Origin of the sequence: Kitasatospora sp. NBC_01250, assembly GCF_036226465.1 — a bacterium.
GTDB lineage: Bacteria > Actinomycetota > Actinomycetes > Streptomycetales > Streptomycetaceae > Kitasatospora.
In genome coordinates this window covers 1,767,104-1,784,536 of the sequence record NZ_CP108476.1, presented here as the reverse complement: position 1 = coordinate 1,784,536, position 17,433 = coordinate 1,767,104, and the positions used below count along the sequence as shown (strand labels likewise).

The following is a 17,433-nucleotide window of genomic DNA, read 5'->3' as shown; positions in this document are numbered from 1 at the left end:
GCGGTGATGGTGTCGCTCGCGGAGGTGTGGCGGGCGGCGGGGGTCCGTCCGAGCGCGGTGATCGGTCATTCGCAGGGGGAGATCGCGGCGGCGGTGGTGGCGGGTGCGCTGTCGTTGGAGGACGGTGCGCGGGTGGTGGCCCTGCGCAGCAGGGCGATTGCTGCGGGGTTGGCGGGCAGGGGCGGCATGGTGTCGGTGGCGCTGCCGGTGGCGGGGGTGCGCGAGCGCCTGGCCGGATGGGGTGAGGCGCGGGTGTCGGTGGCGGCGGTGAACGGGCCGTCGTCGGTGGTGGTGTCGGGTGAACCTGCCGCGTTGGACGAGTTGTTGGTCTCGTGTGAGGCGGAGGGGGTGCGGGCGCGGCGGGTGCCGGTGGACTACGCGTCGCACTCGGCGCAGGTGGAGGCGATCCGGGCTGAGTTGCTGGAGCTGTTGGCGGGGATCGAGCCGCGCGCTGGACAGGTGCCGTTGTTGTCGACGGTGTCGGGTGCGTGGGTGGACGGTTCCGGGATGGATGCGGAGTACTGGTTCACCAATCTGCGGGCGACGGTGGAGTTCGAGAACGCTGTCGGCACGCTGCTCGCGGAGGGCTTTGGGACGTTCGTCGAGGTCAGTGCGCATCCGGTGCTGGCGATGGCGGTGCAGGAGGGCATCGAGGCCGCCGGGCGCGATGCGGTGGCGTTCGGGACGCTGCGCCGTCACGAGGGTGGTCCGGAGCGGCTGTTCGCCTCGCTGGCCGAGGCGCATGTGCGCGGGATCGCGGTCGACTGGGCGGGCTTCCTGGCCGACCGGGGCGCGCGGCGGATCGACCTGCCGACCTACGCGTTCCAGCGCGAGCGCTACTGGCTGGAGTCGGACGGCTCGGTCGCCCGGCCCGAGGCCGTGCTCGACGAGGTGGACTCCCGCTTCTGGGAAGCCGTCGAGCGCGGCGACCTCGCGGAGCTGACCGGCACCGCCGATCTGGACGGTGACCAGCCGCTGAGCTCGGCCCTGCCGCTGCTGTCGGCCTGGCGCCGCCGGCACCGCGAGCAGACCGTGATCGACGGCTGGCGCTACCGGGACAGCTGGCTGCCGGTCGCGGATGCCACGTCGGCCGCGCTGTCGGGCAGTTGGCTGGTGGTGGTCCCGGCGTCGCTGGCCGAGGATCCGGCGGTGCTGGGTGCGGTGGCGGTGCTGACCGGGCGGGGTGTGACGGTGCGTCAGGTCGAGGTGGATGCGGCGGCGGCCGGGCGCGGTGCGCTGGCGGAGCTGCTGGCCGGTGTGACGGCTGATGGGGTGCTGTCGTTCCTGGCGTTGGACGAGTCGGTGTCGGTGGCTGGTTCGTTGGCGTTGGTGCAGGCGTTGGGTGATGCCGGGGTGGGTGGGCCGTTGTGGTGTGTGACGCGTGGTGCGGTGTCGGTGGGTGGTGCGGAGCGGCTGGTCGGTGCGGTGCAGGCGCAGGTGTGGGGTCTGGGCCGGGTGGTGGCGTTGGAGCATCCGGAGCGTTGGGGTGGTCTGATCGACCTTCCCGAGGTGTTGGACGAGGGTGCGTTGTCGCGGCTGGCGGGTGTGCTGGCGGGTCTGGGTGGTGAGGATCAGGTCGCGGTGCGGGCGTCGGGTGTGTTCGGTCGTCGTCTGGTGCGGGCTGGGCGTGGGGAGGCGGTGGCGTGGCGGCCGTCGGGCACGGTGTTGGTGACCGGTGGTACGGGTGCGTTGGGTGCTGAGGTGGCGCGTTGGCTGGTGCGTACCGGTGCCGAGCGGTTGCTGCTGACGAGTCGGCGTGGCCTGGAGGCTCCGGGTGCGGTGGGGCTGCGGGAGGAGTTGGCCGCGTTGGGTGCGGAGGTCACGGTCGCGGTGTGTGATGTGGCGGACCGTGAGGCGTTGGCGGCGTTGCTGGCGGCGCATCCGGTGTCGGCGGTGTTCCACACGGCGGGTGTGCTGGATGACGGTGTGCTGGAGGGGCAGACGCCGGAGCGGTTCGCTGCGGTGGCTCGTCCGAAGGTGGATGCGGCGCGCAATCTGCATGAGCTGACCGACGGGTTGGACGCGTTCGTGCTGTTCTCGTCGATGGCGGGTTCGGTCGGCAGTGCGGGTCAGGCCAACTATGCGGCGGCGAACGCGTTCCTGGACGCTCTCGCGGAGCAGCGGCGGGCCGATGGTCTGGCCGCGACCTCGATCGCCTGGGGTGCCTGGGCGGAGGCGGGGTTGGCGACCGAGGAGGTGGTGGCCGACCGGCTGCGCCGTGACGGTGTGGTGGGGATGGCGCCGGCGCTGGGGATCACCGCGCTGCAGCAGGCCCTGGAGAACGGCGACGTCACTGTCACCATCGGCGACATCGTCTGGGAGCAGCTCGCCCCCGAGTTCGCGGCCGTCCGGCCCGGCAACCTGTTCGACGAGATCCCGGAGGTCCAGCGCCTGCGGGCCGCTGCCGCCCAGCCGGGCGGCACGGACACCGCCGCCGGGCCCGGCACCTCGCTGGCCGGTCGTCTGGCGGGTCTGTCGCCGGTGGAGCAGGACCGGGCGCTGCTGGAGCTGGTGCGGGCGCAGGTGGCGGCGGTCCTCGGTTACGCGGACGCGAGTGCGGTGGAGGCGGGCCGGGCGTTCAAGGAGCTGGGCTTCGACTCGCTGACGGCCGTCGATCTGCGCAACCGGATGAACGCGGCGACGGGTCTGCGGCTGCCGGCCACGTTGGTCTTCGACTATCCGTCGGCGGCCGTGCTGGCCGAGCACCTGCGCTCCGAACTGCTGGGCACCGCAAAGCCGTTGTCCACGGCCGTGCCGGCCACTTTCGCCTCGGCCGCCGGTCTCGCCGACGAGCCGATCGCCATCGTTGCCATGAGCTGCCGGTTCCCCGGCGGCGTCAGCACCCCCGAGCAGCTCTGGGACCTGCTGATCGCAGGTGGCGACGCGGTGGTGGACTTCCCGGCCGACCGCGGCTGGGACCTCGACTCGCTCTTCGACGACGACCCCGAGCAGCTCGGCAAGATCTACACCCGTAAGGGCGCCTTCCTGCAGGACGCGACCCGGTTCGACCCCGCGTTCTTCGGCATCAGCCCGCGCGAGGCGACCACCATGGACCCGCAGCAGCGGCTGCTCCTGGAGACCTCCTGGGAGGCGTTCGAGCGGGCGGGCATCGACCCCGCCGTGCTGCGCGGCAGCCAGGCCGGCGTCTACATCGGGACCAACGGCCAGGACTACATCTCGCTGCTGGGCGAGGGCCAGGAGGGGGTGGAAGGGCACCGCCTGACGGGCACGGCCACCAGTGTGCTGGCCGGGCGCCTCTCCTACACCTTCGGGCTGGAGGGTCCGGCGGTCTCGGTCGACACCGCGTGCTCGGCCTCGCTGGTCGCTCTGCACCTCGCGGTGCAGGCGCTGCGCAGCGGTGAGTGCTCGTTGGCGCTGGCCGGCGGTGTCACCGTGATGTCGACGCCGGATCTGTTCATCGAGTTCAGCCGTCAGCGCGGGCTGTCCGTCGACGGCCGGTGCAAGGCGTTCGCCGGTGCGGCGGACGGCACGGGCTGGGGCGAGGGCGCGGGCATGCTGCTGGTGGAGCGGCTCTCCGACGCGCAGCGCAACGGGCACCCGGTGCTGGCGATCGTGCGCGGCTCGGCCGTCAACCAGGACGGTGCGTCCAACGGCCTGACGGCCCCGAACGGGCCCTCGCAGCAGCGGGTGATCCGCCAAGCACTGGTGAACGCCCGCCTGACCGCCGACCAGGTCGACGCGGTGGAGGCGCACGGCACGGGCACCCGACTGGGCGACCCGATCGAGGCACAGGCGCTGCTCGCCACCTACGGCCAGCAGCGGCCGGCCGACCAGCCGCTGTGGCTGGGGTCGATCAAGTCGAACATCGGCCACACCCAGGCGGCGGCCGGTGTCGCGGGCGTGATCAAGATGGTCATGGCGATGCGGCACGGCATGCTTCCCCGCACGCTCCACGTCGACGAGCCCACCCCGCAGGTGGAGTGGTCGGCGGGCGCGGTCACGCTGCTGACCGAGGCCACCGCCTGGCCGCAGACCGGCGCCCCGCGCCGGGTCGGCATCTCGGCCTTCGGCGTGAGTGGCACGAATGCGCACACGATCCTGGAGCAGGCACCGGAGACCGCGCCGGAGCCGGTCACCGAGGCGACGGTGTCGCCCGCGGTGCTGCCGGTGGTCCTCTCGGCGCGGGATGCGAACGCGCTCCGTGCGCAGGCCGAGCGGCTGCTGTCGGCGGTCGCGGGCGTCGAACTCGCGGATGCGGCCTACTCGCTGGCGACGACGCGCGCGGCCTTCGAGCAGCGTGCCGTGATCGTCGCCGGTGAGATGGACGAACTGCTGGGCGGGCTGGCCGCGTTGGCGGCGGGGAAGTCGGTGGCGCAGGTCGTCACGGGCTCGGTGGTGGAGGGCCGCACGGCGTTCCTGTTCACCGGGCAGGGCAGCCAGCGCGCCGGGATGGGCGCTGAACTGTACGGCGCGTTCCCGGTGTTCGCCGATGCCTACGACGCGGTCCGCGGGGAGCTGGACCAGTACCTGGAGACGCCGCTCGGCGAGGCCGACGCGTTGATCGACGAGACGGCCTACACGCAGCCGGCGCTCTTTGCCCTCGAAGTGGCGCTGTTCCGCCTCGTCGAGTCCTGGGGTGTGCGGCCGGACTTCCTGGCCGGTCACTCGATCGGTGAGCTGGCCGCCGCGCACGTCGCCGGGGTCCTGTCCCTGGCGGATGCGGCGCGGTTGGTGGCCGCGCGTGGCCGCCTGATGCAGGCGCTGCCTGCCGGTGGTGCGATGGTCGCGGTGCAGGCTGCCGAGGCGCAGGTGCTGTCGCTGCTCGCCGGCCGCTCCGATGTCGGTATCGCCGCCGTCAACGGCCCTACGTCCGTGGTGCTTTCAGGCGCGGAGCAGGCGGTGCTCGACGTTGCGGCGCAACTGGACTGCAAGACCAAGCGCCTGACCGTCAGCCACGCGTTCCACTCCCCGCTGATGGAGCCGATGCTCGCCGAGTTCCGCGCGCTCGCCGCCGAACTGACCTTCCACGCCCCGACGATCCCGATCGTCTCCACCCTCGACCAGTCCGCCGACCTTGCCACTCCCGAGTACTGGGTGCGCCACGTCCGCGAGGCCGTCCGCTTCGCCGACGCGATCGCCACCCTGGAGCAGCACGGCGTCCGTACCTTCGTCGAGCTCGGCCCCGACGGCGTGCTCGCCGCGATGGGCCAGGAGATCGCCACCGCCGAGCGGACCGCCTTCGTGCCTGTTCTCCGCGCGGGCCGCCCCGAGGTCCGCAGCGCGGTCACTGCGCTCGCCCAGGCGCACGTCCGCGGCATCCCCGTCGACTGGCCGGCGTTCTTCGCAGGCACCGGCGCCCGCCGGATCGACCTGCCCACCTACCCCTTCCAGCGCCAGCACTACTGGCCCGAGCGCCCGTTCGCCGGCACCGGTGACGTCGCGGCGGCCGGTCTGGCCCCCGCCGGGCACCCGCTGCTCGGTGCGGCCGTCCCGCTCGCCGCTGCCGACGGCTTCCTCTTCACCGGCCGCCTCTCGGTGCAGTCGCACCCGTGGCTGGCCGACCACGTCGTGCTGGGCTCGGTGCTGCTGCCGGGCACGGCCTTCGTGGAGCTGGCGATCCGGGCGGGCGACCAGGTGGGCTGCGAGGTGTTGGAGGAGCTGACGCTGGAGGCTCCGCTCGTCCTGCCCGAGCACGGCGGGGTCCAGGTGCAGCTCTCGGTGGAGGCCGCCGACGCCTCGGGCCGGCGCGTGGTGAGCCTGCACTCCAGGCCGCAGGACGCGCTCGCCGAGGCGCCGTGGACCCGGCACGCCACCGGTGTGCTCGCGCCCGGCTCGGCCGCCGCGCCCGGCTTCGAGCCGGCCGAGTGGCCGCCGGCCGGTGCGACCGTGGTCGGCGTCGAGGACCTGTACGAGCGGCTGGCCGCGGCCGGTTTCGGCTACGGCCCGGTGTTCCAGGGCCTGCGCGCCGCCTGGCGCCTGGGCGAGGACGTCTACGCCGAGGTCCGGTTGCCGGAGGCCGCGCACGGCGACGCCGCGCGCTTCGGCCTGCACCCGGCCCTGCTGGACGCCGCGCTGCACGCGGTGGGTCTCGGCGAGCTGTTGGCGAGCGACGGCGGCGGGCGGCTCCCGTTCGCCTGGAACGGGGTGACCCTGCACGCGACCGGCGCCTCGGCGGTCCGGGTGCGGATGTCCCCGGCGGGCCGTGACACGGTCGCGCTGGTGCTGGCGGACGAGTCGGGCCGGCCGGTCGCGTCGGTCGACGCACTGGCGATGCGCGAGGTCTCCGAGGAGCAGATCCGCGCAGCCGGTGGCGAGTTCACGGACTCGCTCTTCCAGGTGGCCTGGCAGAACCTGCCGGTGGCGGCGGCCGGTGCGGCCGGGCGCTGGGCGGCGCTGGGCGCCGAGGCCTTCGGCGCGGCTCGGTTTGCCGATCTCGCCGCGCTGGGTGCGGCGGTGCAGGACGGCCTGACCACCCCGGAGGCGGTCTTCCTGTCCCTGGACAGTGCATCGACCGTGCGTGAGGCGCTGCACGGCGTGCTCGCCGTGGTCCAGGCGTGGCTGTCGGACGAGCGGTTCGCCGGCTCGCGGCTGGTGCTGGTGACCCGGGGCGCGGTGGCGGTCGACACGAGCGGCGTCACCGACCTGGTGCACGCGCCGGTCTGGGGTCTGGTGCGCTCGGCGCAGTCCGAGAACCCCGGCCGCTTCGTGCTGCTCGACCTCGACGGTCAGCAGACGCGCGGCCCGATCGCCGGTGCCTTGGCCTCCGGCGAACCGGAGTTGGCGATCCGCGCGGGCGAGGTCCTGGTGCCCCGTCTGGCGCGGGTGGCTGCGGCGGTCGAGTCGTCGCCGGTCGAGCCGGTGCCGGTCTTCGATGCGGACGGCACGGTGCTGGTGACGGGTGCCTCGGGCACCCTGGGCGGTCTGGTGGCCCGGCATCTGGTGGCCGAACACGGGGTGCGCAGCCTGCTGTTGGTGTCGCGTCGTGGTGCGCAGGCGCCGGGTGCGGACGAACTGGTGGCCGAGCTGACCGTGTTGGGTGCCAGCGCGGTCGTCGCGGCGTGCGATGTGGCGGATCGTGCTGCGCTGGCGGCGCTGCTTGCCGAGCATCCGGTGTCGGCGGTGGTGCACACCGCGGGTGTGCTGGACGACGGGATCGTCTCCTCGCTGACCCCCGAGCGGCTGGACACCGTGCTGCGCCCGAAGCTGGACGCGGCCCTCAACCTGCACGAACTCACCGACGACCTGAGCGCGTTCGTCCTCTTCTCGTCCGCCGCCGGCACCTTCGGCGGCCCGGGCCAGGGCAACTACGCCGCCGCGAACGTCTTCCTGGACGCACTCGCCACCTGGCGCCGCGCCCAGGGCCTGGCCGCCACCTCGCTCGCCTGGGGCGCCTGGGCGAACGGCGGCATGATCGGCAGCCTGGCCGAGGCCGACGTCCAGCGGATGAGCCGCGGCGGTGTGCAGGGCATGTCCGCCGCCGAGGGCCTGGCGCTCTTCGACGCCGCCTGCGCCGCCGACCAGGCCGTGCTGGTGCCGATGCGTCTCGACTTCGCCGCGCTGCGCGCCGAGGCCGCGGCCGGGACCCTGCCGCCGCTGCTGCGCGGCTTGGTCCGGGTGCCGACCCGACGAGCCGTCGAAGCCGGTACCGCCGGCGCGGCGACCGGCTCCGCCCTGGTGCGGACGCTGACCGCGCTGCCGGCTGGTGAGCGTGAGGCCGCGCTGCTGGAGCTGGTCTGCGGTCGGGTGGCGGCGGTGCTCGGTTATGCGGATGCGGGTGCGGTGGAGGCGGGTCGGGCGTTCAAGGAGTTGGGCTTCGACTCGCTGACGGCGGTGGAGCTGCGCAACGAGCTGAACGGTGCCACCGGTCTGCGGCTGCCCGCCACGCTGATCTTCGACTACCCGAGCCCGCTGGCCCTGGCGGCCTTCCTGCTCGCCGAGCTGCTGGGCGACGCGGTGGCGACGTCCGTGACCGGCCCGGCTCCGGCTGCTGCCGATGACCCGATCGCGATCGTCGGCATGGCCTGCCGCTACCCGGGTGGTGTGGAGTCGCCCGAGGACCTGTGGCAGTTGGTCTTCTCCGGTGCGGACGCCGTTTCGGGCTTCCCGGCCACCCGTGGCTGGGACCTGGCGAGCCTCTACCACCCGGACCCGGACCACCAGGGCACCACCTACGCCCGCGAGGGCGGTTTCCTGCACGACGCGGGCATGTTCGACCCGGCGTTCTTCGGGATCTCGCCGCGCGAGGCGCTGGCGATGGACCCGCAGCAGCGGCTGCTGCTGGAGACCTCCTGGGAGGCCGTCGAGCGGGCGGGCATCGACCCGGCGACCCTGCGCGGCAGCCGGACCGGCGTCTTCGCGGGCGTGATGTACCACGACTACGCCAGCGGGATCAGTGAGCTGCCCGAGGGCGTCGAGGGACACATCGGCACCGGGGTCTCGGGCAGCATCACCTCGGGCCGGGTCGCCTACACGCTGGGCCTGGAGGGCCCGGCGGTCACCGTCGACACCGCGTGCTCCTCGTCCTTGGTGGCGCTGCACTGGGCGATCCAGGCGCTGCGCAGCGGCGAGTGCACGATGGCCCTGGCCGGCGGTGTGGCGATCATGTCCACCCCGGAGGTCTTCGTGGACTTCAGCCGCCAGCGCGGGCTCTCGGCCGACGGGCGCTGCAAGGCGTTCTCGGGCGACGCGGACGGCACGGGGTGGGGTGAGGGTGTCGGCATGTTGCTCGTGGAGCGGTTGTCGGACGCCGAGCGCAACGGGCACCCGGTGCTGGCGGTGGTGCGGGGTTCGGCCGTCAACCAGGACGGCGCCTCGAACGGTCTGACGGCGCCGAACGGTCCCTCGCAGCAGCGGGTGATCCGCCAGGCGCTGACGGCAGCCGGGCTGACGGCCGATCAGGTGGATGCGGTGGAGGCGCACGGGACGGGGACGCCGTTGGGTGACCCGATCGAGGCGCAGGCGTTGCTGGCGACGTATGGCCAGGAGCGTTCGGTGGAGCGGCCGTTGTGGTTGGGGTCGTTGAAGTCGAACATCGGTCACACGCAGGCGGCGGCGGGTGTCGGCGGGATCATCAAGATGGTGATGGCGATGCGGCATGGTGTGCTGCCGCGCACCCTGCATGTGAACGAGCCGTCGCCGAAGGTGGATTGGGCTTCGGGGGCGGTGGAGTTGCTGACCGAGGCGCGGGAGTGGCCGGCGAGCGGTGGGCCGCGTCGTGCGGCGGTGTCGTCGTTCGGGATCAGCGGGACCAATGCTCATGTGGTTCTGGAGCAGGTTCCGGAGCCGGTGGGCGAGTCGGTGGCCGTGAGTGGTCCGGTGCCGTTGGTGCTGTCGGCGAAGAGTGGTGCGGCGTTGGCGGGGCAGGCGGCGCGGTTGCTGTCGCTGCTGGGGGAGCGGCCCGAGGTCGGCCTGCTGGACGTGGGCCACTCGCTGTTGGCCTCGCGCTCGGTCTTCGAGCACCGGGCGGTGGTGGTCGCGGGTGATCGCGAGACGGCGGAGCGCGGCTTGGCGGCGCTGGCCTCGGGTGGGGTCGCGGCGGAGGTGGTGCGCGGGGTGAGCGGCTCGGCGGGGAAGGTCGCGTTCGTCTTCCCGGGCCAGGGCTCGCAGTGGGCCGCGATGGGTGCTCGGCTGTGGGAGGAGTCGGCGGCGTTCCGGGCCTCGATCGAGGCCTGCGGCGTGGCGCTGGCGCCCTTCGCCGACGGCTGGTCGCTGGAGGACGTCCTGCTCGGCCGGGCCGGTGAGGCGTGGTTGGAGCGGGTGGAGGTGGTGCAGCCGGTGTTGTGGGCGGTGATGGTGTCGCTCGCGGAGGTGTGGCGGGCGGCGGGGGTCCGTCCGAGCGCGGTGATCGGTCATTCGCAGGGGGAGATCGCGGCGGCGGTGGTGGCGGGTGCGCTGTCGTTGGAGGACGGTGCGCGGGTGGTGGCCCTGCGCAGCAGGGCGATTGCTGCGGGGTTGGCGGGCAGGGGCGGCATGGTGTCGGTGGCGCTGCCGGTGGCGGGGGTGCGCGAGCGCCTGGCCGGATGGGGTGAGGCGCGGGTGTCGGTGGCGGCGGTGAACGGGCCGTCGTCGGTGGTGGTGTCGGGTGAACCTGCCGCGTTGGACGAGTTGTTGGTCTCGTGTGAGGCGGAGGGGGTGCGGGCGCGGCGGGTGCCGGTGGACTACGCGTCGCACTCGGCGCAGGTGGAGGCGATCCGGGCTGAGTTGCTGGAGCTGTTGGCGGGGATCGAGCCGCGCGCTGGACAGGTGCCGTTGTTGTCGACGGTGTCGGGTGCGTGGGTGGACGGTTCCGGGATGGATGCGGAGTACTGGTTCACCAATCTGCGGGCGACGGTGGAGTTCGAGAACGCTGTCGGCACGCTGCTCGCGGAGGGCTTTGGGACGTTCGTCGAGGTCAGTGCGCATCCGGTGCTGGCGATGGCGGTGCAGGAGGGCATCGAGGCCGCCGGGCGCGATGCGGTGGCGTTCGGGACGCTGCGCCGTCACGAGGGTGGTCCGGAGCGGCTGTTCGCCTCGCTGGCCGAGGCGCATGTGCGCGGGATCGCGGTCGACTGGGCGGGCTTCCTGGCCGACCGGGGCGCGCGGCGGATCGACCTGCCGACCTACGCGTTCCAGCGCGAGCGCTACTGGCTGGAGTCGGACGGCTCGGTCGCCCGGCCCGAGGCCGTGCTCGACGAGGTGGACTCCCGCTTCTGGGAAGCCGTCGAGCGCGGCGACCTCGCGGAGCTGACCGGCACCGCCGATCTGGACGGTGACCAGCCGCTGAGCTCGGCCCTGCCGCTGCTGTCGGCCTGGCGCCGCCGGCACCGCGAGCAGACCGTGATCGACGGCTGGCGCTACCGGGACAGCTGGCTGCCGGTCGCGGATGCCACGTCGGCCGCGCTGTCGGGCAGTTGGCTGGTGGTGGTCCCGGCGTCGCTGGCCGAGGATCCGGCGGTGCTGGGTGCGGTGGCGGTGCTGACCGGGCGGGGTGTGACGGTGCGTCAGGTCGAGGTGGATGCGGCGGCGGCCGGGCGCGGTGCGCTGGCGGAGCTGCTGGCCGGTGTGACGGCTGATGGGGTGCTGTCGTTCCTGGCGTTGGACGAGTCGGTGTCGGTGGCTGGTTCGTTGGCGTTGGTGCAGGCGTTGGGTGATGCCGGGGTGGGTGGGCCGTTGTGGTGTGTGACGCGTGGTGCGGTGTCGGTGGGTGGTGCGGAGCGGCTGGTCGGTGCGGTGCAGGCGCAGGTGTGGGGTCTGGGCCGGGTGGTGGCGTTGGAGCATCCGGAGCGTTGGGGTGGTCTGATCGACCTTCCCGAGGTGTTGGACGAGGGTGCGTTGTCGCGGCTGGCGGGTGTGCTGGCGGGTCTGGGTGGTGAGGATCAGGTCGCGGTGCGGGCGTCGGGTGTGTTCGGTCGTCGTCTGGTGCGGGCTGGGCGTGGGGAGGCGGTGGCGTGGCGGCCGTCGGGCACGGTGTTGGTGACCGGTGGTACGGGTGCGTTGGGTGCTGAGGTGGCGCGTTGGCTGGTGCGTACCGGTGCCGAGCGGTTGCTGCTGACGAGTCGGCGTGGCCTGGAGGCTCCGGGTGCGGTGGGGCTGCGGGAGGAGTTGGCCGCGTTGGGTGCGGAGGTCACGGTCGCGGTGTGTGATGTGGCGGACCGTGAGGCGTTGGCGGCGTTGCTGGCGGCGCATCCGGTGTCGGCGGTGTTCCACACGGCGGGTGTGCTGGATGACGGTGTGCTGGAGGGGCAGACGCCGGAGCGGTTCGCTGCGGTGGCTCGTCCGAAGGTGGATGCGGCGCGCAATCTGCATGAGCTGACCGACGGGTTGGACGCGTTCGTGCTGTTCTCGTCGATGGCGGGTTCGGTCGGCAGTGCGGGTCAGGCCAACTATGCGGCGGCGAACGCGTTCCTGGACGCTCTCGCGGAGCAGCGGCGGGCCGATGGTCTGGCCGCGACCTCGATCGCCTGGGGTGCCTGGGCGGAGGCGGGGTTGGCGACCGAGGAGGTGGTGGCCGACCGGCTGCGCCGTGACGGTGTGGTGGGGATGGCGCCGGCGCTGGGGATCACCGCGCTGCAGCAGGCCCTGGAGAACGGCGACGTGACCGTCACGATTGCCGCCGTTGCCTGGGAGAAGGTGGCGGCCGAGACCGCCGCTGTTCGTCCGAGTCGCCTCTTCGACGAGATCCCCGAGGCCCGCACGGTCATGGAGGCCGCGCTCGCCTCGGCTCCTGCCGCGAACAGCGAGTCCTCGCTGGCCGGTCGTCTGGCGGGTCTGTCGCCGGTGGAGCAGGACCGGGCGCTGCTGGAGCTGGTGCGGGCGCAGGTGGCGGCGGTCCTCGGTTACGCGGATGCGAGTGCGGTGGAGGCGGGCCGGGCGTTCAAGGAGCTGGGCTTCGACTCGCTGACGGCCGTCGATCTGCGCAACCGGATGAACGCGGCGACGGGTCTGCGGCTGCCGGCCACGTTGGTCTTCGACTATCCGTCGGCGGCCGTGCTGGCCGAGCACCTGCGCTCCGAACTGCTGGGCGCCGCACAGCCGTTGTCCACGGCAGTGCCGGCCACTTTCGCCTCGGCCGCTGGTCTCGCCGACGAGCCGATCGCCATCGTTGCCATGAGCTGCCGGTTCCCCGGCGGCGTCAGCACCCCCGAGCAGCTCTGGGACCTGCTGATCGCCGGTGAGGACGCGATCGGCGGGTTCCCGACCGACCGCGGCTGGGACATCGAGAACCTCTACCACCCGGACCCGGACCACCAGGGCACCACGTACGCCCGCGGCGGTGGATTCCTCGACAGCGCCACGGAGTTCGACCCGACCTTCTTCGGCATCTCGCCCCGCGAGGCGCTGTCGATGGACCCGCAGCAGCGGCTGCTCCTGGAGACCTCCTGGGAGGCGTTCGAGCGGGCGGGCATCGACCCGGCGGCGCTGCGTGGCAGCCAGGCCGGTGTCTTCATCGGCACCAACGGCCAGGACTACGCGAACCTGCTCGTCGACGGCCTGGAAGGGGTGGAGGGGCACCGTCTGACGGGCACGGCCACCAGCGTCATCTCCGGCCGCCTCTCCTACACCTTCGGGCTGGAGGGTCCGGCGGTCTCGGTCGACACCGCGTGCTCGGCCTCGCTGGTCGCCCTGCACATGGCGGTGCAGGCGCTGCGCAGCGGTGAGTGCTCGCTGGCACTGGCCGGCGGTGTCACCGTGATGTCGACGCCGGATCTGTTCATCGAGTTCAGCCGTCAGCGCGGGCTGTCCGTCGACGGCCGGTGCAAGGCGTTCGCCGGTGCGGCGGACGGCACGGGCTGGGGCGAGGGCGCGGGCATGCTGCTGGTGGAGCGGCTCTCCGACGCGCAGCGCAACGGGCACCCGGTGCTGGCGATCGTGCGCGGCTCGGCCGTCAACCAGGACGGCGCGTCCAACGGCCTGACGGCCCCGAACGGGCCCTCGCAGCAGCGGGTGATCCGCCAAGCACTGGTGAACGCCCGCCTGACCGCCGACCAGGTCGACGCGGTGGAGGCGCACGGCACGGGCACCCGGCTGGGCGACCCGATCGAGGCGCAGGCGCTGCTGGCCACCTACGGCCAGCAGCGGCCGGCCGAACGGCCGCTGCTGCTCGGCGCGGTGAAGTCGAACATCGGCCACACGCAAGCCGCGGCCGGTGTGGCGGGCGTGATCAAGATGGTGATGGCGATGCGGCACGGCATGCTGCCTCGCACGCTCCACGTCGACGAGCCGACCTCGCACGTCGAGTGGTCGGCGGGTGCGGTCTCGCTGCTGACCGAGGCCACCGCCTGGCCGCAGACCGGCGCTCCGCGCCGGGTCGGAATCTCGGCCTTCGGCATCAGTGGAACGAATGCGCACACGATCCTGGAGCAGGCGCCGGAGAGCGCGGCGGAGCCGGTCACCGAGGTGGCGGTGTCGCCGTCGGTGATGCCGGTGGTCCTCTCCGCGCGGGACGCGGACGCGCTGCGTGCGCAGGCGGAGCGGTTGCTGCCGGTGGCTGCGGAGGCCGAACCGGTGGATGTGGCGCACTCGTTGGCGACGGGCCGGGCGGCGCTGGAGCGCCGCGCGGTGGTGCTGGCGGGGGAGCGGGACGAACTGCTGGGCGGGCTGGCCGCGTTGGCGGCGGGGGAGTCGCTGGCGCAGGTCGTCACGGGCTCGGTGGTGGAGGGGCGGACGGCGTTCCTGTTCACTGGGCAGGGCAGCCAGCGGGCCGGGATGGGTGCTGAACTGTACGGCGCGTTCCCGGTGTTCGCCGATGCCTACGACGCGGTCCGCGTGGAGCTGGACCAGTACCTGGAGACTCCGCTCGCCGAAGGCGACGCGCTGCTCGACCAGACGGCCTACACCCAGCCGGCGCTCTTCGCCCTCGAAGTGGCGCTGTTCCGTCTCCTCCGATCCTGGGGCGTGCGGCCGGATTTCCTGGCCGGTCACTCGATCGGTGAGCTGGCTGCCGCGCACGTCGCCGGTGTCCTCTCCCTCACTGACGCCGCCAAGCTGGTGGCCGCGCGTGGCCGCCTGATGCAGGCGCTGCCCGCCGGTGGTGCGATGGTGGCCGTCCAGGCGAGCGAGGCTGAGGTGCTGCCGCTGCTCGCCGACCGCTCCGACGTCGGTATCGCCGCCGTCAACGGCCCGACGTCCGTGGTGCTTTCGGGCGCCGAACAGGCGGTGCTCGACGTTGCGGCGCAGCTGGACCGCAAGACCAAGCGCCTGACCGTCAGCCACGCGTTCCACTCACCGCTGATGGAGCCGATGCTCGCCGAGTTCCGCGCGCTCGCCGCCGAACTGACCTTCCACGCCCCGACGATCCCGATCGTCTCCACCCTCGACCAGTCCGCCGACCTGACGGACCCCGAGTACTGGGTGCGCCACGTCCGCGAGGCCGTCCGCTTCGCCGACGCGATCGCCACCCTGGAGCAGCACGGCGTGAGCACCTTCGTCGAACTGGGCCCCGACGGCGTGCTCAGCGCGATGGGCCAGGAGATCGCCACCGCCGAGCGGACCGCCTTCGTGTCCGTTCTCCGCGCGGGCCGCCCCGAGGCGCGCAGCGCGGTCGCCGCGCTCGCCCAGGCCCACGTCCGCGGCATCCCCGTGGACTGGCCGGCGTTCTTCGCAGGCACCGGCGCCCGCCGGATCGACCTGCCCACCTACCCCTTCCAGCGCCAGCACTACTGGCCCGAGCACCTGCCCGCTGCCACCGCCGCCACCCTCACCGGTGAGAGCCGGACCGGGGCGCAGGCCACGGATGCGCGGTTCTGGGAGGCCGTCGAGAGCGAGGACCTGGCCGCGCTGGCCGCGACCCTGGAGGTCGAGGGCGGCAGCGAGCTGAGCGCCGTCCTGCCGGTGCTCTCCGCCTGGCGCCGCCAGCAGCGGGAGCAGTCGGTGGTGGACGGCTGGCGCTACCGGATCACCTGGAAGCCGCTCGCCGCCGAGCCGACGGGACGCCTGAACGGCAGCTGGCTGCTGGTTGTCCCGGCCGCACGGGCCGAGGACGCCAGGGTCGCCACGACTGCACAGGCGCTGACGGCGGCGGGCGCCGAGGTCCACCGCTTCCCGGTGGAGGCCGCGGCCTGCGACCGCGCCGCGCTGGCCGAGGCGCTGCGCGCCGGGGCCGCCGATCTGGTCGGCGTGGTCTCGCTGCTCGCGCTGGACGAGGAGCCGCATCCGACCCACCCCGTGCTGCCTGCCGGGCTTGCCGCGACCGCAATGCTGACCCAGGCGCTCGGCGACGCGGAGATCGGCGCGCCGCTGTGGTGCGTGACCAGTGGTGCGCTGGCGACCGGTCCGGCCGACACCGCCGGCAGCCCGGCCCAGGCGCAGGTCTGGGGCCTGGGGCGGGTGGTGGCGCTGGAGCACCCGGAGCGCTGGGGCGGCCTGGTCGACCTCCCGTCGACCGTCGACCGGCGCGCGGCCGCCAGCCTGGCGGCCGTCCTCGCCGACACCGACACGAGCACAGGCACAGGCACAGGCACGGGCACGGGCACGGGCACGAAGCCGAGCACGGGCGCAGGCGCAGCCACCGGCACGAGCGCGAGCACGGGCCCGGGCGCGCGCCCGGAGGCCGGCGCCGGTGAGGACCAGCTGGCGATCCGCCGCTCGGGCGTCCTGGTCCGCCGCCTGGCGCGGGCGGCCCGGCCGCAGGCGTCCGTCCCGGCCTGGAAGCCCCGTGGCACGGTGCTGGTCACCGGCGGCACGGGTGCGCTGGGTGCCGAGGTGGCCCGCTGGCTGGCCCGCAACGGCGCCGAGCACCTGGTGCTCACCGGGCGCCGCGGTGCCGACGCCCCCGGCGCCGAGGAACTGCGCCAGGAGCTGGCGGAGTTGGGCGCCCAGGTCACCCTGGAGGCCTGTGACGTGGCCGACGGCCCGGCCGTGGCGGCGCTGCTCAAGCGCCTCACCGCGGAGGAGCCCGGCGGCACCCCGCTGCGTGCGGTCGTGCACGCGGCCGGGGTCACCCAGGACACCGCGCTGACCCACAGCGACCTGGGCGAGCTGTCCTGGGTCATGGACGCCAAGGTCTCCGGCGCGGTCCACCTGGACGCGGCGCTGGGCGAGACCGACCTGGACGCCTTCGTGCTCTTCTCCTCGATCGCCGGGGTGTGGGGCAGCGGTGGCCAGGCGGGCTACGCGGCGGCCAACGCCTTCCTGGACGCGCTCGCCGAGCGCCGTCGGGCCGCCGGCCTGGTGGCCACCTCGGTCGCCTGGGGTCCGTGGGGCGAGATCGGCATGGCGGCCGAGGACCCGCAGGCCGCCGAGCAGTTGCGCCGCCGCGGCCTGCGGGTGCTGGCGCCGGAGCTCGGCATCGCCGCCCTCCAGCAGGCGCTGGACCACCAGGAGACGGCGCTGACGGTCGCCGACGTGGACTGGGCGCTGTTCGCCCCGGCCTTCGCCGCGGCCCGGCCCCGCCCGCTGCTCGACGAGGTCCCCGAGGCCCGAGCGGCGCTGGCGGTCGGCACGCCCGCCGACGAGGGCGACGGGGCCGAGCAGTCGGCGGCCTTCGTGGAGCGGCTGCGGGCACTGCCCGCCGCCGAACGGGACCGCACCCTGCTCGACCTGGTGCGCGCCGAGGTCGCCGCCGTCCTCGGCTACGCCGGGGCCGGCGCGGTCGACGCCGACCGGGCCTTCAACGAGCTGGGCTTCGACTCGCTCACCGCCGTCGAGCTGCGCAACCGCCTCACCGTGGCCAGCGGGCTGCGCCTGCCGACCAGCCTGGTCTTCGACTACCCGAACCCCACGGCGCTGGCCGAGCACCTGGGCGCGGAGATCGTCCCCGACGCGGTCGACTCCGCGGCGCCGGTGCTGGCCGAGCTGGACGCGCTCGACCAGCGGCTCACCGCGATGTCCGCCGACGACGCCGACCGCGCCCGGGTCACGGCCCGGCTCCAGGCGCTGATGGCGAAGTGGACCGTGACCGAGGACGCGGCGGACGGCGCCGAGGACGAGGAGTTGGCGAACGCGTCGGCCGACGACCTCTTCGACATCATCAGCCGTGAATTCGGCCGGGACTGA

1 protein-coding gene (running past one end of the window) is annotated in these 17,433 nt (G+C 73.7%); it reads left to right on the top strand.

The window, feature by feature from the left end:
* Window positions 1–17,433: the end of a type I polyketide synthase gene (locus OG500_RS07515; RefSeq protein ID WP_329577977.1), read on the top strand. The gene continues 18,105 nt to the left of window position 1, outside the view; 17,433 of the gene's 35,538 nt are visible here — the last part of the coding sequence; the start codon falls outside the window, past its left edge; its stop codon occupies window positions 17,431–17,433.